At 69.0% G+C, this 20287-nt stretch carries 15 protein-coding genes; all 15 read right to left on the bottom strand.

Features of this window, described 5'->3' with window-relative positions; all coding sequences use genetic code 11:
* Positions 1–4405: 4405 nt before the first annotated feature.
* The 15 genes from LRG10_RS03795 to LRG10_RS03725 all read right to left on the bottom strand — a co-directional run bounded on the left by LRG10_RS03795 (position 4406) and on the right by LRG10_RS03725 (position 20234).
* A complete protein-coding gene (locus LRG10_RS03795) occupies positions 4406–6151 on the bottom strand; it encodes a hypothetical protein (RefSeq protein ID WP_238634753.1) in 1746 nt (581 codons plus the stop codon).
* A gap of 12 nt (positions 6152–6163) precedes the next feature.
* On the bottom strand, positions 6164–7018 hold the full coding sequence (locus LRG10_RS03790; protein ID WP_238634752.1) for a hypothetical protein: 855 nt from the start codon (positions 7016–7018) through the stop codon (positions 6164–6166).
* Positions 7015–7641 carry a hypothetical protein gene (locus tag LRG10_RS03785; RefSeq protein ID WP_238634751.1) on the bottom strand — a complete coding sequence of 209 codons (627 nt, stop codon included), beginning with the start codon at positions 7639–7641 and terminating at the stop codon, positions 7015–7017. The genes LRG10_RS03790 and LRG10_RS03785 overlap by 4 nt, the downstream gene beginning before the upstream one ends.
* A 78-nt stretch (positions 7642–7719) precedes the next feature.
* On the bottom strand, positions 7720–9828 hold the full coding sequence (locus tag LRG10_RS03780; protein WP_238634750.1) for a DUF1983 domain-containing protein: 2109 nt from the start codon (positions 9826–9828) through the stop codon (positions 7720–7722).
* Positions 9825–11720: a hypothetical protein gene (locus LRG10_RS03775; RefSeq protein ID WP_238634749.1), complete on the bottom strand. Its 1896-nt coding sequence runs from the start codon at positions 11718–11720 to the stop codon at positions 9825–9827. Before LRG10_RS03775 ends, LRG10_RS03780 begins: the two co-directional genes overlap by 4 nt.
* 11 nt (positions 11721–11731) lie before the next feature.
* The gene (locus LRG10_RS03770) at positions 11732–12277 is read right to left on the bottom strand and encodes a hypothetical protein (RefSeq protein ID WP_238634748.1); all 546 of its coding nucleotides are present in this window, start codon (positions 12275–12277) and stop codon (positions 11732–11734) included.
* Between the two features lie 12 nt (positions 12278–12289).
* Positions 12290–14506: a fibronectin type III domain-containing protein gene (locus LRG10_RS03765; protein WP_238634747.1), complete on the bottom strand. Its 2217-nt coding sequence runs from the start codon at positions 14504–14506 to the stop codon at positions 12290–12292.
* Positions 14503–15216 carry a hypothetical protein gene (locus LRG10_RS03760; protein ID WP_201169665.1) on the bottom strand — a complete coding sequence of 238 codons (714 nt, stop codon included), beginning with the start codon at positions 15214–15216 and terminating at the stop codon, positions 14503–14505. The genes LRG10_RS03765 and LRG10_RS03760 overlap by 4 nt, the downstream gene beginning before the upstream one ends.
* Positions 15217–15256: 40 nt before the next feature.
* Positions 15257–15589: a hypothetical protein gene (locus LRG10_RS03755; protein WP_201169666.1), complete on the bottom strand. Its 333-nt coding sequence runs from the start codon at positions 15587–15589 to the stop codon at positions 15257–15259.
* A gap of 53 nt (positions 15590–15642) precedes the next feature.
* Positions 15643–16302, bottom strand: a complete 660-nt coding sequence (locus LRG10_RS03750; RefSeq protein WP_201169668.1) for a DUF6682 family protein — start codon at positions 16300–16302, stop codon at positions 15643–15645.
* Positions 16295–16972: a DUF6682 family protein gene (locus LRG10_RS03745; RefSeq protein ID WP_201169670.1), complete on the bottom strand. Its 678-nt coding sequence runs from the start codon at positions 16970–16972 to the stop codon at positions 16295–16297. The genes LRG10_RS03750 and LRG10_RS03745 overlap by 8 nt, the downstream gene beginning before the upstream one ends.
* Positions 16973–16976: 4 nt before the next feature.
* On the bottom strand, positions 16977–17375 hold the full coding sequence (locus tag LRG10_RS03740; protein WP_238634746.1) for a hypothetical protein: 399 nt from the start codon (positions 17373–17375) through the stop codon (positions 16977–16979).
* Between the two features lie 48 nt (positions 17376–17423).
* Positions 17424–17825, bottom strand: a complete 402-nt coding sequence (locus LRG10_RS03735; protein ID WP_201169674.1) for a hypothetical protein — start codon at positions 17823–17825, stop codon at positions 17424–17426.
* Positions 17826–17885: 60 nt separating this feature from the next.
* Positions 17886–19130 (bottom strand): N4-gp56 family major capsid protein, encoded by a 1245-nt coding sequence (locus LRG10_RS03730; protein WP_201169677.1) that lies wholly within the window; start codon positions 19128–19130, stop codon positions 17886–17888.
* An 18-nt stretch (positions 19131–19148) separates the two neighbouring features.
* Complete coding sequence (locus LRG10_RS03725) at positions 19149–20234, bottom strand: hypothetical protein (protein WP_238634745.1); 1086 nt, start codon at positions 20232–20234, stop codon at positions 19149–19151.
* Positions 20235–20287 lie beyond the last annotated feature (53 nt).

Here is a 20287-nt window from a genome sequence, read left to right as displayed (position 1 = left end):
GGTACATCTGCGGCGCCCGCTCCTGCATGGCCCGCAGATACGGCATCTGAAACTCCATGGCCCTGCCCCTCTTGCAGATCCCGCGCAAAGCGCAGGACGTAAGGCTTGATTCCCGTCCCGAAATTATCGAGTACCGCGCGGATGAACGCACGCAGATCCTTCCCGGCGGCCTGGAAGTCACGGAGCATCGCCTGAAAATGCGGCTTAGCCTGCTGGTAGGTGTTCTCATCGAAGGACAGCCCCGAACTCAGCCGCCCGGCCTTGGTGCCGAACAGCGCGGCAAGCCCCGCCACCGCCTCCTGCCCGGCGCTGGAGAGGTTCCCGCCCATGCTCTTGGCGATCTCCGCGGCCGTGCGCTCGACCGACTCCTGCTGCTCGGCGCGGGCCTGTTGCTTGCGCGGGCGCTTCTTACCATCGGGCTTCTCGGCCGTCTTGGCCCGGGCCCCCTGGGGGCGCTCGGTCTGTGCGGCACCACGCTCGGCGGCCACCTCATCGAACAGCGCCGATAGCTCGGCCTCGTCCATCCCGGCAAGCTGACCGGCCAGGGAGCCGTCGAGCTCTGCGTCCGGGGCGCTCGGCATCCCAGCATTCGGGTCTGCTTCGCTGGGTGTGGTCTCGATGTCAGCGGGCGCCTCGCTGACCTCGGGCTGCTCGGGCACGGCGGCTTCGGCCGGCGCCGGCTGCGCCGGCTCTACCGGGGCCTGCGCCTCATCCCGGGTCCGGGTGAACGCATCCTCGTTGAGCACGATCAGGGTGCGCGGGAGCCCTTCGGACTGGATCAGGTTGTAGACATCCAGCGAGCCCTCCACCGTCTCGAAACCGCGCTCGGGGAAGGCGATGGCGTCGTAGCCCTGCTCCTGCGCCTGGTCGATCACCTGCTGCGCACGGTCCCGGCCACGGGGCATCCGCTCGACCTGCATCACGCGGGCATCCGGGTCCAGGCGGAAGGTCAGCACCGAGCCGCGTGCGTCATCGGGCGGCATCCGCGAGGCTTGCAGCTCCCGCTTGTTCTCGGCCCACTGGCCGAACAGTTCGGCGGCCCGGCGGCTCTCGGTCAGGTAGAAGTGATCGCCCTGGTCAAAGGCGTTCATGCCGACGCCGGAACCGGAGCGCTCGGCGTCGAAGCGGTCGAAGTCTATGCCGGCGGCGGTGCCGTGGTACAGGTCACCATCGAGGCCCAGGGCGCTCGCCGTGTCCTCGGCGCCCTGCGCTGCCGCGGGCTCGGCGGCCGTCTGCTCGGCTGCCGGCTGCTCGGCGGCCTCAACCGGCTGCTGGCGCTCGGCGGGGAGCGGGCGCGCATCGGAGTCGATGATCTCCTCACCGGCCTGGTTGACGTACACCCCGTCCTCGTCCTCCAGGGCGCGGACCAGTTCGCCGTCGGATGCCTCGTGGGTCGGCGTGAAGGGCTCGCTCGGGGTGGTCGCGGCCGGCTCCGCGACGGGCTGGGGCTCCGGCGTCGGCTCGGCCACGGCCTCCGGGGACGGCTCGGGGTTGGCCTCGGCCGGGGCGGCGGTCTGCGCGCTCGGCTCGGCCTCCGTCTGCGGGGGGCGAAGCGCCCAGGCGCCCTCGCCCACTTGCTCCGGGGTGTGGTCGGGGAGTTTGCGGCTGCGCGCGGCGGCACGGGCGGCGGCCTGCGTCGGGTACGGGCTGCCATCGGCCTTGTAGACCAGTCCCGGGGCGGCTTGGGCGTCAGCGATGTCGGTCTGCGCCTGCGAGCCATCGAACAGCGCCCCCTCGCCGGCGCCGGCCGGGACGTGGCCGGCCTCACCGCCGGATAGGCGCTCATCGACGGCGCGCTGCTCGTCGTGAAGGCGCTGTTGCTCCTGCGTGGCGCCACCGATCATGTCGGTCTGCTCGGGCGCCGGAGCCTCGGCCGGGGCCTTGCGCTGCTCTGGCACGGCCTGGCCCAACAGGTCGGTCTGCCCCTCGGCAACCGGCCCCGGGGGCTGCTGCTCCTGCGCCGGTTCCTGCGCTGGCGCCTCGCCCTGCGTTTGCTGGAGAAGCGAGCGGCGAAGCTCGGGGTCGGTGTGCCAGCGCTGCCACCGCTCGCGCTCGGCCTCCAGGGAGCGCAGCCGCTCGCGGGCCCCGGTTTCATCCTGCACGTCAATCCCCAGCTCGCGGGCGCGCTGCGGGTTCTTCGACGGGTTGCGCAGAAGCCGGATGTCCTCGCTGATCTCCCGCTGCCGCGCGGCGGCCTTCTTCGCCAGTTCCTCGGCCTGGCGCATGGCCGAGTCATCGAGCCCGAACAGATCCACCTGCTCGGGCCCGCGGCCCTCGGCGCCCATCGCCTGCACCGCCTGCATCATGGCGGTGGCCGTCTCGATGCTCTCCCCGCGCTGGATGCGCTCGATGCCGAGCGCCTGCAGCCGCTCGTCGTTGGGTGCTGCCCGGGCTACCGCTGCTGCTTGCCGGTCCCCGATCTGCTCACTCTGGTGTAGTTGATAGAGGGTTTCCGATCCTTGGGACGCGATGGCGAATCCATCTCGGCCTTTAGCGCGTTCGAGTAAGCCTCGGCGTTGCGCTTGCGCCTCATCCGTTCCGCGTTGCTTGAAGAACGCCGCATAGTCGGCAACCTCCCCTTGTCCGTCGCGGATGTTCATTTCCGCATCCGCGACCATGGCATCTTCGCGCGTGAAGCCGTCGGCCTCGCGCACCACTTGAGCCGGAATCGTCTGCTCGCCCGTTCGACGGGCCAGGTCCAGCCGGTGCCGCCCGGTAATCACCTCCTGGCGGCCGTCCTCACGCTCCCATACCAGGATTGGCGCCGTGCCCAGGCGCTCGTACTGACCGCCCAGGGGCTCGACCACCCCCGATTCATCCGCCCCGCGCTTGAACTGTGGCACGTCGTGCGAAAGCTGGAGTTGCGCGACCGGCACCTCCTGCATCGGGAACTCCACCCCGATCTCATCGGCGGCCATCGACGGCTCGGCGTGCGGCGCCTGCTGCGCGGGCTCCTCGCCCTCGGCAACCGGATCCGCGTAGGTGCCCGGTCGGGCCACCCAGCCCGCCTCGTCCTCGGTCGGCTGCTCTTGCTCCAGCGGCGTGTCCGCCTGGCTGTACGCATCATCCTCCGGCTGCACACGCTCGAATCGCTCGGACGCGGCCGTGGGCGACTGCTCCTCCTGGCCGTAGAGCGAATCGAGCGGGGCATCCTGCTCGGTGTCACGGGTGGCCGACGGGGCGCGCGCACCGCGGCGCTGGAGCGGGAACAGGAGCGCCTGGAGGGCGGCGGCGCCAACGGCCGCCGTCTCGCCGCGCTCGGGCACCTCGTCCCAAATGGGGTGGTCCTCGTCGTACTCACGGCGCAGAAGGTTCTGCAACAGCGCGCCGGCATTCTCGACGGTGTACTCGGTCACGCCGGCCTCACCCATGCGGCGCAACAGGTAGGCGCTGGCCGACGGGCGCATCGGCTCCGGGATCTGACGCAGGATCGGCCCCAGGGAGAGGATCTGCACGATACCCGGCAGACGGCCCTCCGCGGAAAGCTCCAGGGCGTACTCATCGTCAATGCCCAGCTCGGCCGCCCGCTCCGGGTTCTCCTCCATGAACTGCTTGACGTTCTGATACGCCTCGGACTGACCGGCCGCCTGCGCCGAGAGCGCCGGGGCGACGTACTGCGCCCCACCCCGGGTCATGCCCGCGCCCCTGCCCACCACGGCCAGGCCGGCGTAGAACGCCAGCGAACCACCACCCTCGGCCGCCTGCTGCACGAAGCTCTGCTCATAGGCCGGGTGCGGCGCCAGGCGGTCCCGAACCCCCTCGGAGAAGTAGGAGCCGAGCCGGTACAGCCCGCCTTCCTCCACCGGGCGATTCGGGCCAACACCCCGGCGATGTTCCATCCGGTCCACATCAAGCTGAAAGCCCTTGAGCGTTTCGCCCAAGGCGCCCGTGGCACCACGGGCCACGGCCTTCGGCGCCTCGACCAGATGGCCGGCGACGGTGCGCTCGGCGGCATGGCGCTCGGCCACGGCCTTGCGATGCACCGACTTATCCAGGCCACGCATCAGGTCCGACCAGTCCTCGGGGCCGCTCGGCTGCGCGGTGGGCTCGGGCTGCGGTGACGGCTCCGGGGTGGCTGCCTCGGCGGGAGCCGGCTCCTGGCGGGGTGCTATCGGGGCGCCGGCGGTCACCGGCTGCGGCAGCTTCGCCAGCGTCCCCTCCACCTCGGCGGGATCGACGCCAAGACGGGTGATCTGCTGCCGGATCTGTGTCGGGCTCAGGCCCTCCTCGGCCAAGCGCGTGACCAGGCGGGATTTGCGCTCCGGGGACCAGCGTGGGACTTGAGCACGGATCCGCTCGAACGTGCGCTGGCTATCCTGCGCCGCCATGACCGCTCTGCCGTCCAGGGCACGCTCCTGGTCCGTGAGCCCCTGATTCTTCCACCCGCCCTCGAGCTGCGCCATGCTTACTCGGCCCTCTCCATTGTCCGGCGTGCCAATTCACGCAACCGGCGCATCAGCGCCGCATCGACCTGATCCTCATGCTCCAGCGCCCAGCGGATCGTCTTGCCCAGGGCATCCCGATCCGGGGTCCGCCCCTGAACGACCTCCTCGATGGTCGCCGCCACATCCTCCGGCGGGGCCTCGGCCCGGCGCTGGAACAGCCCGGCGACGTTCTGACGAACGCCCTCGACGGTCTCGTAACCCCGCCACCAGGCATCGCCGGCCTTGCCGATGCCTTCGCGCAGCCCAGCGGTATTCCGCTGGTACATACCGTCGGGGTCGGTGTAGTAGTCCCGGGCCGTTTGCATGGAATCGCCCACCGCATCGAGCGCCCGATTCCGAGCCTGGACGGCGGCGCTGTCGTTGACCCGCACCGGGTTATTGGAGATTGTCTCAGGGCGTTCGAGACCCATCCCCAACTGATCCCGCGGCAAGATGGGCCCGCCGGCCATGCCCTCGCCGAACGACAGCCCCGTGCGCTGATCCCGGTAGGGGAGCGCGTCGGCCGCGCCCGGTCCTTGCTCTGCCTGCTGCCCGGCGAACATCTGCTGCCCGCCGGGGGTCATCGGCTGACCGGGGGCCTGCCGGCCCGCGCCCTGGCCGGCGTACATTTGCGCCAGTTCCGCGCGCAGACGCTCGGCCTCCTGCGCCTGAATCTGCTGCGCGCGGGCTTGTACCGCTTCTTCATCCACATGGCGCCGGCTCATGCGCCCCTCGCCGGCTTCCTTGCGCTCCTGGTCGATCTGCTCGGCGGCTGCCTCCATCGCGCGTTGCGGGTGCAAAAGTGGGTAGTCGCCCGAGAAGGCGAGCCGGGCTGCGGCGTTGCCAACCTCGTGCGGAGGCATCAGGTGCCCGGCCTCGGCCTCCTGGCGGTAGACATTCAGCGCCGCATCCCGCGCCCAGCTCTCGACATGGGCCACGTTCGGGTCGCCGATGAACTCCTCGCCTACCTGGCGGCGGACGTAGTTGTTCACCTGCTGGCCGAGGGTGTCGTAGATCCGGTTGTAGTCGGTGCTGCCCGGGGTCAGGTCCAGCCCGGCGCCGCCGGCGCCGGTGCCCGAAGCCCCGGGTGCGTCGAGTTGGTAGAGCCGCCCATCCGGGCCACGCTGCACCCAGCCAAGTTCCTCGTGGCGCATCGGCTCGCCGAACTGCGAGCCCTGGCTCATCATTTCCCGGTGATCGGCCACCGGCTGCCCGGTGCGCTTATCGAAGTACACCCCTTCGCGCCACTCCAGGTCCGGCTCTGGGGCCTCGATCCCGGCAAAGCGCGCCACGTCCTCGGGCCGAAAGCCCAGCACCTGATCCTCGGCCTGTGCCGAGGGCTGACCGTCCTGCGTCCACAGCCCGGCAGTGCCGGTGTGCTCGGAGCCGATCAGAAGCGACCACTCGCCATCGTCGGACACCTGCGCCGCACCAATCGGGTGGCGCTTCTCGTCCAGGTGCAGCGCCGTGCGAAAGACCTCCGGGTTCTGCTGGACGATGCGCGTAGCCATCGCCTCGTCGCCGGATTGCATCGCGCCGTAGAAGTCCCGAGCGGTGCGCTGCATCTGCGCACGCTGGTGCTCGGCCATCTGCTGATCGTGGACCTGCTGCGCGCGCTCATTCTGCGCCCGACGCAGACCAGCGATCTCGCGCTGGTTACGAAGCTGCGCGCCGGTGCTCACCCCCTGGGTCAGCCCTTGGGCCATGCCGCCGAAGAATCCAGCCATGATCGCGTTCCTCTATTGGTACTGCTGCTGCCAGGGGGAGAGCCCAAACCCGGTGGAGGGCGTGCCGTGGACGTGGGTGGCGACTTGCATGTTGTTCGTCGGGTCGGGGCGCCACAGCCCGGCGGTATTGCCCGAGGCCGGGGCTGCCGTCGGTGCGGCGCTGGGGGTGTAAGGGACGCTCCCACCACCACCGCCACCGCCCATGGCGGCACCGCCAATCGACGCGCCCGCCATGGCGCCGGCCGGCCCACCGACCATGGCGCCTGCGACACCGCCCACGACCGTGCCGATCATCTGTCCGGTGCCCGCAGCCCGCGCGTCCGCCGCGCCGGCCTCCGCCTGGTGCATCGCCGCCGTGTTCTGCTTCGCACTCACCCGCCCGGCATGGGCTGCGTCCGTGGCCGAGTGCGCCAGCGAGAAACGGTGCGAGCCCATGCTCATCGCCCCACCGCGCAGCGCATCGGTACGCGCCTGCGCCCGCTGATGCTCGGCCCGACGCGCATGGTTGACGGTGCCGGCGGTGGCCGTCGCCTCGGCAAGTCCCGCCCGCCGGTCCATGCCCTGAAAGCGCCCGGAACTCGGGTCGATGCCGAAAGCGGCCATGCGCCGGCGCTCATCCTCGCGCTGGCGCTCGAACTGCTGCGAGACATCGGCCGCGGCCCGATCCGTGACGCCTGCGTAGTCGGCCTGAGCGCCACGCTCGGCCTCGGCGATCATCCGGTTTTCCAGGTCGCCGTAGAGGTCGTTGTACTCGTCCATCTGCCCCTGGGCCCACTTGAGCCGCTGGGCAGCCAGCTTGTTGGCTTGCTCCTGGGCCTCGCGCATCCGCCGCCGCTCACGCCGGGCCGCGCTGCGTCCTCCGCTCATGCTGTCACCTCGATTGGTTCAACCCGGCCGGGCTGGATCAGGTAGAACGCCCCGTCGCAATGGACGATGGCGGAATCGTGCGTGTATCGGTGGACCTGGACCATCGGCGCCTCGTGAACCGCTGCCCACTCGTTGTAGAGCGCCGCCCCGCGCAAGGCGCCCCCGGCATGGGTCAGCCTACACAGCGCACCGAGCATGATCCCCAACGGGCCGTCGAGCCCCGAGGCCGCTCGCATCCAACGCTCCAGGCGCCAGGGCCAGTCCTGGATGTTGAGCGCGGTGTAGACCTCGCCCTCGTGCTCGTAGAGCCGCTGCATCCCGCTCTTGGCGGCCATGTGCAGCGTCGGGCGGTTGTCCGCCTCGACCTTGCCAAGCAGTCGCGAGTAGCCCAGGGCGCCGAAGGCGTGCGCTTGCCCCAGGCGCACCGCCTCGGCCTTGTCCGAGCAGCGGCGGGTGAGCAGGTTGTGAACCTGCGCACTGGAATCGCTGATCCGGTCGATGGCGAAGAATCCGGTGATCTCTCCGCCCTCATAGACCCCCAGCACCGTGGTCGCCGGGTCGCTCAGGTAGGCGTCCCAAGCACTGCCTTGGCCGCAGCGGCCCGCGACCTCGGGGCTGTCCATGATTTTCTGTATGTGCCGTGGGTCCGTTGTCTCATAAACGGATTGGGTCAAGATCGTTTCCCTCAAAAGCGCGCGCACTTATCGTTTCAGCCCCGTCGCCGTCATCGTGCCGCCCCGATTTTCAAAGGCCATATTCGAGCCCGTATACCGGGCCTGGACCGTATAGGTATTCGTCCCGGTTCCCGGGCTTTTATCGAGGTACGAAAGACTCATTGGACCCAATCCCTGCGAGAAGATATACAGGTAGCCAAGGGAGTGGGCCCACGTCACATAACTGCCGACGTTGCCCCAGCTATGCACCGTGCTCCCGTTTTTCAAAAGGCGGGCCTGCACGCGGCCTATACGGATGTCTCCCTGCCTGAATGAGACATACCATTGGTCATTATCTACCGGAATGTCGGCGCCGAATAACATGGCCATTACGTCAATACGCGCCGGCTGCCCCTCGGAATTGAGATTCACACTGCCGAGTTCGCGCCAGGAAGTGCTCAGGTTCCTTGCGGTTAGATTGGAACCCTCCGTAATAACGACATTGTTGCCGCCGAGGGTGAGGATATTATCAATATCCGCCGAAGTCGCATGGATATTGCCCCGAAAATACCCATTCATAAACTCGGCGTTACCGTCACGCCGGATCCTGAAACCGGAGTTTCCGGGCGCGAAGTTGTCGCTCTCGATGGCGTTCTCAACGCCAAGATCCCATACGTTCAGATTGCCGATGTACGCCTCGGTCGCCTCCAGGGAATCGGCGGCGATCTGATCGACCGCGGCCTGTTTGATCTGCGCGTAGCTGATCGAGGCATCCTTGATGACGGCCTCATTCAGATAGACCGTCCCGCCGTCCACGACGAAGGGGAAGACCTTGCCCTCCTGGGTGTAGTCCACCGATGGGTGACCGAGCCATAGGCGGTCCACGTTGAGCCCGAAGGTCACCGCATCGCCGTCGGCCTCCAGGCCGATGCCACCGACCACCGGCGTCCCGTCGTTGGTGGTCTGGAGCCGAAGGGTCCACTGCGCGTTTACGTCGTTGCCGTCTACCGCGACCTTCGCGCGCTGCTCGATGGCAGCGTTCGCCTCATCGACGGAGCCGGAAAGCTGCGAGACGGCCTCGGCCCGGGCGCCCTCCTCGTCAGCGATGGCCGTCTCCAGACGGGCAACGTCGGCCTTACGCTCCGATTCCTCGTCCTCGATCTCCGCGCTCATGCTGTCGAAAGCGCTGACCCGGGCGCTCTGCTCCTCGGCAATGGCCGTATCCAGGCGCGTGACCTCGGACTCGGCATCACCCATGCGGGCCGTCAGGGAGTTAAAGCGCGTGCTGACCGATAGCGCCGAATCCACTTCGGCTATCGTGAACTGGATCGCCTGCGCCGCATTGCCACCGAAAGCGGCGACCAACTGCCCGAGTTCGATGGCCGCTGCCGACTCCTCATCGGCGTAGCTCTTTAGATCCGAACGGGCGTCCGCGATGGCCTGCTCCCGCTCGTTGGCCTCCGCCGCGATAGCCTCCTGGCGCTCGCCGGCCTCCTCGGCAATGCGCGCGGCAACCGAGCCCTCCAGTTCCGCCGGCCCATCGACCAGATCAATGCGTTCGCGCAGCGAGCCATAAAGCTGCGATTCGGTAATCTCCCCGGTCAGTTGCTCCAGGAAGTAGTCGGCGTCTCGGGCCGTCTCGGCGTAGCGCGACTGCGAGAATGGGCCCCGAACCCCGGCCAGGGAGACGTTGCGCACCCAATAGTAGCCACCCCAGCTACTCCCCACGACATCCGTGTGGATGCGCGCGAACTGCACCCCGACCATGACCGCCTGGCCGATGTCGGCGACCTGCGCACGCCAGACTTCGACGTGGGAGTGGTTGCTGTACTGCGGCCGCCCCCAGGTCAGCAGTACCCGGGTAAAAGACGCCTGGGCCTGGAAGTCGGCCACCCGCGGCGGCGTGGTGACGTTCGGCGGCGGCTCGACCGGCTCCAGGGTGCCGCCGGCGCCAACACCCGCGCGCAGCCCCTCCTTGAGTTTGGCGAGCCCGATCTCCACCAGGTCACGCCGGGTCAGCTTGGCATCGAGCGGGTCGCCCCGCTGGCCCTCGCCAAGCTCGATGACTTGCTTCACCGCATCGAGAAACTGGCGCTCGGCTGGGCTGGCGTCGGTGGGCACGCTGGGAAGCTGGGTGGTGCGGGTGGGCTTGCTCATTGCACCAGCGCCTCCATGCTATCCCCGAAGGCGACCTCATCCACCGTGTCGGTGCCGGTGACCTCCCACTCGAAGGATCGAGCCAGGTATCCCCCCGGCAAGGGGAAGGGGTCGGGGTTGGTGACCGTGTGCTCGTGGACCGGCTTGCCATCAGCGAACAGGCGAAAGGTGGTGTTCTCGTAGCTGGCCGCGATCACCTGCGCGGCACCGGCGTTGGCCGGCAGCGGGACCGGGAACTGCGGTGAGCGGTAGTGCATCGGCATCCGCGCATCGGCGCTGTCCCAGCGCTGGATCATCCCCTCGGGGTCGAGGAGGTAGAGCCCGTCATCGAGCGGGTCGCGGTGCCCGGCGATGGCCTCCAGGTCCAGGTCGATGAAGCCAAGCTCCGGTTGCCGCGGGTCGAAGATAAACCCGCCCCCGTCGTAGAAGCCGACGTAGCGCCCGCCCCACTCGAAGGCGCGGATCGTCTCGGGCTTGTACGCCGCCCACTCGCGCTCGGTGATGTGCTGATGGGTCAGCAGTTCGGCGCCACGGGTGCTGATCTGCACCAGACCGGCCGGAGAGGCGTAGACGCAGGCATAGCCGAACGAGACCATCGACGCCGGCGAGGCGCACGATTCGTTGACCTCCAGGCGCCGGGCCTGGAGCGCGCGCGGGTCGGAGCCAGTGACAAGATACGGCCGCCCGGCCGTGACCACCGCGATAGAGACATCGAAGACGCCAAGCGCGGTGATCGACTCATCCAGGCTCAGGCTGTATAGCTCCGGCCAGGCGTGCGGGCGGTACGGCTCGCTGGCGTAGAGCCGGTTGTCGGTGAACCCGAGCATGAAGCCGCCCGGGTGCGTGTCGAACCCGCGCAGCCCCTTCGGCGGCGGATCCCAGGCCGTGCTCTCCAGTGCCGTACCCAGGACCGTGCTCCGCACCGTGTCGGTGAAGCTCTGATCGGAGAGTTCCACCTCGGCGACGAAGCGAAACGCCGCCCCCCGGTTGCCCGAGGCCGTGCGGTAGATGCGCCGTCGCTGGATCAACCGCCCGGCGCCCTCATCGACCGAGAGCGGGGGAAGCTCGATCTCCACCGCCTGCGTCACACCGACCGTGATCTGCACCGGGTCCGATGTCGGCGGCCCCTCCTCGCCAAGTTCGGTGACCAGGGTGTGCGTGTAAAAGCGCACCTCCTGCCACTGCTCCGGATAGAAGGGGCGGAACGTGCCGGAGACGAACGCGCTGTAGGCCACGTTCTCGGCGTCGGTGTTGTTGAGCGTGAAGGTGGTCTCATCGACGACCCGGATTTGAAAGCCGTCGAGGTGGTTCAGGTACTCGGCCAGGTGGTTCTCGCCCCCCTCCTCATCCGGGCTCTGCGCCTCGATGTCAAAGCGCACCACCTCGCCGTCCTCCAGGCCGTGCTCGCCGTCGGTGACCACCCGGATAGGCCATTCCCGGTGGATCTGCGCAATGGCCACCGTGGGCGGCTCGACCGCGCTGACGCCAAGCTCATTGCTCGGCGCGGGCACGCCCAGCCGGTAGCTCGTCACCGGGTACCGCTCACCGCCCTGGTAGGCGGCCGGCGTGTAGGTGTAACGCGGCTCGTCATAGCGGGGGTCGCCAGCGAAGTAGATCCGCTGCCATACGTCGTCGTTGAGCGGGCCAGGGGCCACGTCCACGCGCCCCGGAAAGCGCAGCCAGTAATCCTCGCCGCCGACGCGCCAGCGGTAGATCGTGCCGACCGTGTGGCCATCCAGGTCCACCGGCTCCACCGGCTCGGGCTCGCGCAGGGGGCGCAGCGCGCCGCTGTCCAGGTCGCAGTTGCGCGCCGCCTGGGCCTGCCCCGCCTCCAGCAAACGAGCCGAGCGCCGCGGCCAGGAGCCCCGGAAGAACCGTGTGCGATGGTGCATGGTGATCCCTCTTAGAACCGGCTCGGCGCCGTGCGGATCGGGTCGGTGGTGAAGTTGCGGGCCCGCTCAAGCTGGAAGCGCGAGAGGTGATCGCGGTAGAGCGCGCGGTAGTGCATCCCAAGCTCCGGTGCGCTCCACTCCACCCCGGGCATGACCAGCAGCCGCGCCTTGGCCCCCGCAGCAATGGCCTCCGCGCCCCGACTCAGCAGCCAGCCGGGCACCTCGTTGGACTGCTCGGCGAGGCCCAGCAGCAGGTCGGCGGTGTGGGCCCGCTCGCCGCCCTCGGGCTCGACGCGCTTGGGCGGGGCGAAGCGCGCCGGGACAGCCTCGCCGCCCTGATCCCGGGCATGGACCAGGGCCAGGGCCACCGAGCCCTCCAGGGGCTCGAACTCGTAGACCCCATCCCCGGCCGGCGTCAGCGTCAGGCGGACCTGCCAGCCTTGGCCGTCGCGCAGCCACTCGTTGAGCGCATGGCGCACCGCGTTCAACGCCACGGCTTTCGGGCAGCCGGGCGCCTCGGGCAGCACGTCCCGCAGCAGCGTGTCGATCTTCTCCATGGGGAACCCCGGTTAGTTGTAGGTGGCCGGGCGGTAGAGGGTCTGCGTGCCCTCGGCCGGCCGATAGAGGGTCTGCGTATCGTCGGCCGGGTGGTGGATGGCTCCGTGCAGATAGCCGCCGATGCTGCGCGAGGAGGCGTCGGTGCTCGACGACACCAGGGCCTTCGCCACGACGATGGCCCGTGCGCGGGCCACCATGTCGGTGACGGCCTGGACGTTTGCAGCATCGCCGTCCGCCCACGTCCCCCGGGCAAAGCCGCGGGTAAGGGCCTCGGCCCGTGCGGCCGCCCACCGGCGACGTGAGCCGAGGGCCAGGGCGAGCGCGCGACTGGTGCCGAGCGCGCGCGCATTGCTCGTGCGCTGCCCCGAAGCCAAGGCATCGCCTGCCGAGCGGCCATGGGCGCTGACGCTGCGGACCCGGCGCGCACGCTCGCCGCCGGCGGTGCTCTCGGCGCTCGTCTGCGCCGCCACACGGCGGGTCCGGGCGGGGATTGCCCCGGCGCGGGTCTGCGCCTGCACCCACAGCGAAGTGTCCCCGGCCAGCAGCCCGAGGGCTTGCGCCGAGGTTTCGGCGTGAACAGCGGCACGGCCGCGTAGCTCGATCCCGGCCAGCGCCTCGCTGCCGGTTCTCGCCCCGGTCGATGCGGCATCGGAGCGAATCAGCCGCGCCGAGGCGCGCACCTGGGCGTTGGACTCGACCCGGGCAGCCAGCAGGCGCAGCCGGATCGCAGCCGAGGAAAGGCCACTGGTGGCCGCGATGCTGAACGCCCCACGCCGCTCGCGCTTGGGCAGGGCGCGGGCCTCGGTGCTCGACTCGACGCGGGCCGAGGTGATCCGCCTGCGGCTCACCCGCAAGGCATGGGCGGCCGACTGCGCGCAGGCACGGGCCGACGCCGCGACGATCCGACCCGAGCCGGCCCGGGCGGAACTGACCGCCTCGGCCCCAGCCTGCGCCGCCGCCGTGCGAATCCCGCGCGCGCTCACCTGCGTGACGGCGCGGATGTCGGTCGAGGCGTTGGTGAAGACGGTGAAGCCGATCCGTGGCGGGCGAACGCCGTTGATGCCAAGGCTGACGGGGCCGGCAACGAAGTTATGGCCGCCGGAGTGGCGGAAGCCCACCGCGCCGGTGGGGTGGCTGTTGTTCGTCCCGGTTACTGTCCACTCGGTGGGCTCGCGCTCGTTCGCGGGCCAGACCTTCATGCGCAGGGTAGAGCCCGACGCCCGGGCGCGCAGGAGGAAAAGCCCACTCGTCGCGCTGGTAACGCCCTCCTCGGCAATGACCGAGATGCTCGACGGGCTGGTGCCTATGACGGCCGAAAGGCCCGGGATCCCCGTGGTGTTGCGCAGCAGGAAGAAGTACCCGTTGCCGGTCGATTGCAGGCGCAGCGCAACACCGAACCCGTCCGCCCACGACGTGCTGTGCGAGGGGTAATCAATGGCCGCCAGGACTTCCTGCTCGTCCGTATCATCGGGCGGGGTGTCCCAGCGGACCACCGAGTAGATGCTGCTATTCGGACGCAGCCCGACCCCTTCGGGCATCACCGGGCTCTCGGTGACGGTGTACGCCGACATGTCGCCGACAAGCCGGGTGATATTCTCCGGGGTTTGTCCCAGCGCCACCCCGGTCCACTGCTCCAGGTACTCGTCCGGGACGGCCGGCCGGGACTCGCCGCTTGCACTGACTGCCGTGGTGGCGGTGGCAGCAGCGGACGCCGCCCGGGTCAAGACCGGCTGGGCGCTCGCCGAGGAGGACGCCAGGACGCCGGCACTGGCCCTGCGGACCCGCAGGATCACCACCTCGTTCGCGCTCGCCGCCGTGCTTGCCCCTACGCTGGCGCTGGCCTCCCGAAAGCGCCGACGCCCCGCGGCAACCGCCATCGACGTGACCGCCCCCGCGCTCGCGCTGGCCTGCACAAAACGCCGGCGTCTCGCGGTAGCAGCCATTGAGGTGACCGCCTGCGCGCTGGCCGCGAGGAGACGCTGACGGTTTGCGGAGGCCGCCGTCGAGGTGGACGCCTGCACACCCGCGCTGGCCTCCTTGGCCGCCCGGGTGGTGAACGCCTGCCACTCGGACCAATCACCAGCCTCGTCGCCCTCGACCGCGCGCACGCGCCACTGGTAGTCGGCGCCGGGGGCCAGGCCGGTCAGTTCGTAGTGCGTGTCGGGGATGCCCTCGACCAGCGTGCTTGGCCCGCCGAGTTCGCGCCACTCCAGGTCAAAGGTGGTCATGGCAGTTCCCAACCCAGCCGGGCGGAGCCTGCGGTGATCTGCGTGCTCTGGAGACTGACCGGGATCGGAGGCGGGCCACCCGGAGCGGGCGGCGGATCACCGTCCGTCCCGGCCGCCATCGGCCCAATAAAATAGGGATGGTTCTCCCGGTGAGACAGGCCGACAACGCCGGCGTCCCATTGGCTGTTGGTCGCCTCCAGCGTCCAGGCGGCAGGCTCGGGGGTTTCGTAAGGCCACACCTTGAGGCGCAGGTTCGAGCCCTGGGCCTGGGCGCGCAGGCTCCATAGGCCACCCGTGGACGGGGCAATCACCGTCTCGGTGTAGATATTCAGCCCCGTAGTGCCCTGGCCGATGGCAGCCCGCAGGACGTGATCCTCGCCCCAAACATGCTGCGAGTAGAGCCCGAGGTGATACCCCCCGCCGGAGAGGTTCGAGCGCAGCATCACGCCGATGTAGCACTCCGTCCAGCCTGGGGTAATGCTCGGGTAGTCCACCACGGTCAGGACTTCCTGATCCTCGGAGGGGAAAACGTCTACCCAATGGGCGTGGGTCATCGGACTGGAGGAAGGCGGGCGGGCCCCTACGCCGTCGGGCAGGGAGCCACGCGACTCGACGATCCAGTTCTGGTCGGCGCCGCCGTAGTAGCCAACGATATTCGGCGGGGTAGTGCCGATGGGCACGCCGGTCCAGTCCACTTGGTATTGAGCCATCAGACACCCCCGACGCGCCGCATCGTTAGCCGCTCACCCATCAGTCGATGGACACCTGGACCTCGCCGGCGGGGAACCGGAGGATGTCGCCCTCCAGGATCTCCCGGGCCGTTGCCAGGGGGGCGATAGCCAGGCGCGTGCCGCCGGAACTGGCGTCGTAGACGGCCACCTCATCGACCTCGCCCCAGGTGCCGGTCGCCTCGGAGAACTCCACGTCGGCGTTGGTGAACACGGCCCGGCCACTGCTCGATGCCGCGGTCGGAGCGCCGAAACTCGCCGCCTGGCGGCTGTGGCCGTTGCCGCTCACCTCACTGCCGCCGACACGGGCGGCCAGGTAGACGGTGCCGCTGCGAAAGACATGATCGAGAGCCATGTCGCGTGCTTCATTGGTAAAGCCTGTCATGGTGGCCTAGTCCTCTTGTCGTGCTATGCCCGCTGGTGGGGCTCTTGGGTGCGGGGGTCTGTGCGCTGGGAGACAGGCACCTTCTCGCCAAGCGCGTGGTAGAACCACTCGTAGTGGGCTTGGGCCTTCGGCTCGATGCCCGCTCGGGTGTCCTTGAGCCAGGCGCGGTAGAGCATCCAGTGGCGCAGCGGCTCGCGGTAGTGGCTGGGCATCTGCCCAAGGGTCGGGTAGGCACCAACCTCGAAGGCCGGAGGCTGCTGGATGTAGACGATCTGAACGCGCGTGCCAGGGCGCACCGCCGGCACGGTGTGAAAGACCCGGGGCTGGCGTTCATCCCACAGGTAATGGTCCACCTGATCGGCCTCGGGGCGGCCGCGCCAGGCCGGGTCGAAGCGGGCCAGGGTCGCCCCATCGACCCGCGTGATCGCCTCCCCGGGAAGGCCCTGGTCCACGTTCGCGGTGACCTCCATCAGCCGCACGCCATCCTCGGGGATGTGGTGGGTCACGCCCCGCTGCAAGGCGACCGAGGCCACCCGCTGGAACGCCTCGGGGCGCACCAGGGCAAGCTGGTCCAGGGCGGCGCGGAGCATGTCGGAGAAGTGCTCATCGGTCCACGCCGGGTAGTCGGGGTGCTCGATCAGGTCAAGCTGGACGCTGCGCACGAGGGCGGCGGTATCAAGCATGGCCGATGCCCTCCTCCACGCGCTGATGCGCCCGGACCTGGTGCATATCCCGCTGCGCCTCGATGCGCCCGGTCACGGCCGTGACGAACTGCTCGTAGTAGAGGGTGGCAAGCTGCGGGCGCGGGGTGCTCGACTTGGCGTGCGCCCGGGACATGACGTAGTAGTAGATCGGGGTCTGGAATACGTCATCGAGCGTGATGGGGCTCTCCAGGCTCTCCACCTCGGCCGGGGATGCGGAGTAGACGATCTCCAGGTGGCCGGCCGGATCCGGTTGCCCCGGGGTGACGTAGAACGTCTTGGGGTCGCGCTCATCGAAGACGAAGTGCTTGACCTCCGCGCTCGGTGGCTCCGTGTGCCAGTCCGGGCGGGTGGCGTCGAGGATGGCCCGGCGCACGGGTCGCACGGCACGGCCGGGGGTGTTGCCGTCACCGCCCATGTTGCGCACCACGTCGATCAGCGTGATGCCCCCCTGCGGCAACCGCTGCCGGGTGCCCGGGGTCAGCGCCACCACGTCGTTGAGGGCGTTGGCCGACGGCTTGAGAATGACGATCTCGCGCTGCGCGTCGGAGACATAGGTAAGCAGGTCGGCCGAGCCCCAGCGCACGCCGGCTTCATCGTTGAGCGTGCTCGAAGCCCGGTCGAGGATCATCTTCGCCGTCACCGTCGGCATCGTCTCAGCCCCCCGTCTCCAGTCGGCGGATCTCCGCGGCGAGCGACTGTGCCGAGCGGCGCTTGTCGAGCTTCACGCCGTGGCGCTGCTCGGCGTACTCGGCGAGCACGTCGCGGGAGAGCTTACGCACGGGGTAGAACTCGCCGCGGATCTCGATCACCAGGTCTTCCGCGCCCTCGCCGTCCTCCTCGCCGCTCTCGGGCTGCTCGCCCTCCTGGGCCTGCTTCTGCCCGGTGTCGGTCGCGCCGCTGACCAGCGCGTACTGATCGGGGTGGCGCTTGAGCATCCGCGCGGCGATCTCCTCCTCGACCTCCTGCACGTCGCCAGGGCCGGACCAGAACACGCCGCTGCCGTAGAGCCGATCCCGGTGGGTCGGCTCGCGGCCGATGTACTTCACCTTCATGGGGCTACCCTCCGGCGGGGCGGCGCGTGGCCGCCCCGGATTGCGGGGTTACTTGCCTTGCCAGTCGTAGGTGGCGACGACGGTGATCTCACCGTCCACGCCGGCGCCGAGCGAGGCGATGATGTCGCAGACCTCCTCGACCACCTTGGGGGCGTGGTTCGAGTCGGCGCGGATGCGACCAGCACTGGCCAGCGACTTGGAGCCGGTGAAGTAGGTCGCCTCGGTGTCGTTCTCGGTCATGTAGCCGAACGAGGCGCTGGCCCCGCTGCCGCAGGCACCGTGGACCACCATCAGATCCAGGAGCCGGGTGTGGGCCGGCAGGCGAATGAAGTGGACGGTATCGCCGCTGGAGCCATCGACGTTGAGAGTCGCGGTGGCCGTGGCGGTGTTGCCGTACTCGCCGGCATGGATGATGTCGGTGTGAAGCTGCTCGAAGTTGATGCGAGCCATGATTCAGTCCTCCAGGGATTCAGGGAGAGGGGACGGCGCTGGGCCGCCCCCATGGCCGGCTCAGGCGGTCGGATCCGGCGCGTAGGAGTCCACTGCGATCACGCCGTGGTCGGTCATCAGGCCGGTGTCCTGGCGCTTGAAGCGGACCTTGGCCTTGCCGCCCATGAACGCCATGGAGACCTCCATGCCGTTGTCGTGGTCCACCTTCTCCTCGTGCCAGTTCGCGTGGTAGCCGCTGGTGCCGTGGTTGCCATACGCCTCGGCGAGCGCCTGGGCGCCGAGCAACAGGGCCCGGTCCACCGGCGCAGCCGCCTCGTTCTCGACCACAGCACCGCTGGAGTTGTGGCTCTTGACCGGCGAGCCCTGGTAGAAGCGAACCGCGCGGTTGTGTTTCTTCACGAGGATCCCGTTCCACATGCCGCACTCGCCGAGAAACAGCGGGTGGTTCCAGCCCTGGCTGCGAGCGTGGGCGTTCGAGATGAACGTGCGCCAGTCGTTGCCCGACGTGCTCTGGAGGAACTGGTACCACTGCCGGCTGGAGATCGTGAGCAGGTAGAGCGGGTTGTCGTCGGCCTGCGGGTCCATGTTGCCGCTGGCGTCTTGCAGGCGGATCGGCTGGAGCGGGAACACATCGTCATCGAGGGTCGCCCGGAGCATGTCGATGGTCTCCAGGGTGATGATGTTCGTACTCCCGATCTGGCTCACGTTGTCCGCGCTGCCGGCGCAGAAGTACCGGCCGTAGGACGGCGGCGCCACGTCGTTCACCACGATGTCGGCGAACTCCTCGTGGCTCTCCTTGGGCACGGCCCAATCAATGCCATCGTCGTCACCGCGGGCACCGGCCATGTGGACGTGCGCAAGCTGATCCTCCAACCGTGCGCCGTAACCAGCCAGGTTGGCCTTGGCGATGCCGCGAAGCTGGTGAACAGTGCGCTTTTGCGTCATGCGACCGCCGGTGTCCACGCCAGCGCGGTACTGGTCGATGCGCAGGTCCATGGAACTGAACGTCAGATCCATCATGCGCCCGGCCAGCTTGCGATCACCCATCGTCGGGCGGCCGGTGATGATGTTGAACAGGTCCACGCTCACCTGGTCGCCGGCGCCGGTGCTCAGGTCGCGGATCTGCACGATGGGATAGTCCGGGCTGGTCTGCCCCTTGAGCTTGGACTCCGCCCCGGACTGCTTGGGCGCGGGGCCGGTCAGTCGGCGACGGAACGACGGCCGGCGCTGGGTCTCAGCGAAGGCCGCAACGGAATAGAGCTTCTTGGCCAGCGGAGAGCCGACCGGGATGTTGGTACGAGCCATGATCTTCGTCCTCGACTACTAGAGCCGGGCCAGAAACTCCTCGCGTTGGGAATCGCTCATCCGCTCGAGCTTCTCGGCAAGCTGGGTTGCCGACATGCGCTCGACTTCCTCGGATTCACTGGCCCCCGCGGCAGCGCCGCCCGGCAGGTCGGATAGAGAGTTGGGTGTGTCGTCGCTGGTCCGCTCCGCCTCTTGCAGCCGGCGGGCGGCAGCGGCGGTCACGTCCTCGGTGTTGCGTTGCGATGCGGTGGAGATGCCGAGCATCTTGACCACCTCGCGGAAGCGATCCTCCAGCGAGTAGTCCTGATACTTGGGGTTCGCGCGAAGCTGCTCATCGAGGGCCACAGCGGCGGCATAGCGCGGGTCGCCGCTTTGCTCCCATTCGATGAGGACCGGCTTGCCGTTGGCGTCGGTGACCGCGGCCTTGGCCTGATCGACCTCGGCCTGGATCCGCTGCTGCTCGGTCTGCTGCACGCGCTCCTCGGCCTGCTGGTGGCGACGCTCGATCTCCTCGCGGAGCTGCTGGTTCTGCCGGTAGAGCACCTCCAGCGGCTTCGCCAGTTCGTCGCCGTAGTCGCGCCGGAACGCCTCCAGGTCCAGTTCCTCGGTACCGCCCTCCTCTCCGCTATCGGGGGAGTTGCCGTCTTGCTGGGGGGCACCCTGGGCGCCCTTTGAAGGGGCCTGGCCCTGGCGCAGTTGCTCCAGCTCTTGCCGGAGCCGTTCAGCCTCGCGCTGGTACTCGGTGGCCTGCTTGCGCGCGCCTTCGAGCACCGAATACGGGATCTCGTGCCGGCCATCCCGCGTCTTGACTACCCGCTCGGGCTCATCGTCCGTGCCGGTGTTCTCGCCCTGGCCCTGCTGCTCGGTCTTCGGGTCGTCGCCCTGCTTGGACTGCTGCCCGCTATCCACCACCGCGCCCGTTTGGTCCGCGGTCGGTTCGCCGGCACCACCCTCGCCCTTGGCGCCCGAGTCGGCTGGCTCGCCCGAATCACTGCCTTGCTCGTCGGATTCGCCTTCGAGTTCAGCCAGGATCCGGTCGATCTCCTGCTCATCGTTCGGGATACCTTCGGGGTTGCTCAGGTAGTCATTGGTATTTCCACTCATCGCGTCGTCTCTCCTATCGCCTGGAGTTGCGTGGTCGGGGACTGTCGTGCCCC

This window comes from Halorhodospira sp. 9628 (assembly GCF_022228075.1).
Lineage (GTDB): Bacteria > Pseudomonadota > Gammaproteobacteria > Nitrococcales > Halorhodospiraceae > Halorhodospira > Halorhodospira halophila_A.
The sequence above is the reverse complement of the archived record's forward strand: the minus strand, read 5'-3'. Positions and strand labels throughout refer to the sequence as shown.

What these genes read in the sequence shown, in the direction of transcription:
- LRG10_RS03755 (WP_201169666.1), bottom strand. Translation starts at nt 15,589, where the DNA reads ATGGCTCTCGATCATGTCTTTCGCAGCGGCACCGTCTACCTGGCCGCC.
- LRG10_RS03745 (WP_201169670.1), bottom strand. Translation starts at nt 16,972, where the DNA reads ATGCCGACGGTGACGGCGAAGATGATCCTCGACCGGGCTTCGAGCACG.
- LRG10_RS03785 (WP_238634751.1), bottom strand. Translation starts at nt 7,641, where the DNA reads ATGGACAGCCCCGAGGTCGCGGGCCGCTGCGGCCAAGGCAGTGCTTGG.
- LRG10_RS03750 (WP_201169668.1), bottom strand. Translation starts at nt 16,302, where the DNA reads ATGCTTGATACCGCCGCCCTCGTGCGCAGCGTCCAGCTTGACCTGATC.
- LRG10_RS03760 (WP_201169665.1), bottom strand. Translation starts at nt 15,216, where the DNA reads ATGGCTCAATACCAAGTGGACTGGACCGGCGTGCCCATCGGCACTACC.
- LRG10_RS03790 (WP_238634752.1), bottom strand. Translation starts at nt 7,018, where the DNA reads ATGAGCGGAGGACGCAGCGCGGCCCGGCGTGAGCGGCGGCGGATGCGC.
- LRG10_RS03740 (WP_238634746.1), bottom strand. Translation starts at nt 17,375, where the DNA reads ATGAAGGTGAAGTACATCGGCCGCGAGCCGACCCACCGGGATCGGCTC.
- LRG10_RS03770 (WP_238634748.1), bottom strand. Translation starts at nt 12,277, where the DNA reads ATGGAGAAGATCGACACGCTGCTGCGGGACGTGCTGCCCGAGGCGCCC.
- LRG10_RS03730 (WP_201169677.1), bottom strand. Translation starts at nt 19,130, where the DNA reads ATGGCTCGTACCAACATCCCGGTCGGCTCTCCGCTGGCCAAGAAGCTC.
- LRG10_RS03775 (WP_238634749.1), bottom strand. Translation starts at nt 11,720, where the DNA reads ATGCACCATCGCACACGGTTCTTCCGGGGCTCCTGGCCGCGGCGCTCG.
- LRG10_RS03735 (WP_201169674.1), bottom strand. Translation starts at nt 17,825, where the DNA reads ATGGCTCGCATCAACTTCGAGCAGCTTCACACCGACATCATCCATGCC.
- LRG10_RS03795 (WP_238634753.1), bottom strand. Translation starts at nt 6,151, where the DNA reads ATGGCTGGATTCTTCGGCGGCATGGCCCAAGGGCTGACCCAGGGGGTG.
- LRG10_RS03765 (WP_238634747.1), bottom strand. Translation starts at nt 14,506, where the DNA reads ATGACCACCTTTGACCTGGAGTGGCGCGAACTCGGCGGGCCAAGCACG.
- LRG10_RS03780 (WP_238634750.1), bottom strand. Translation starts at nt 9,828, where the DNA reads ATGAGCAAGCCCACCCGCACCACCCAGCTTCCCAGCGTGCCCACCGAC.
- LRG10_RS03725 (WP_238634745.1), bottom strand. Translation starts at nt 20,234, where the DNA reads ATGAGTGGAAATACCAATGACTACCTGAGCAACCCCGAAGGTATCCCG.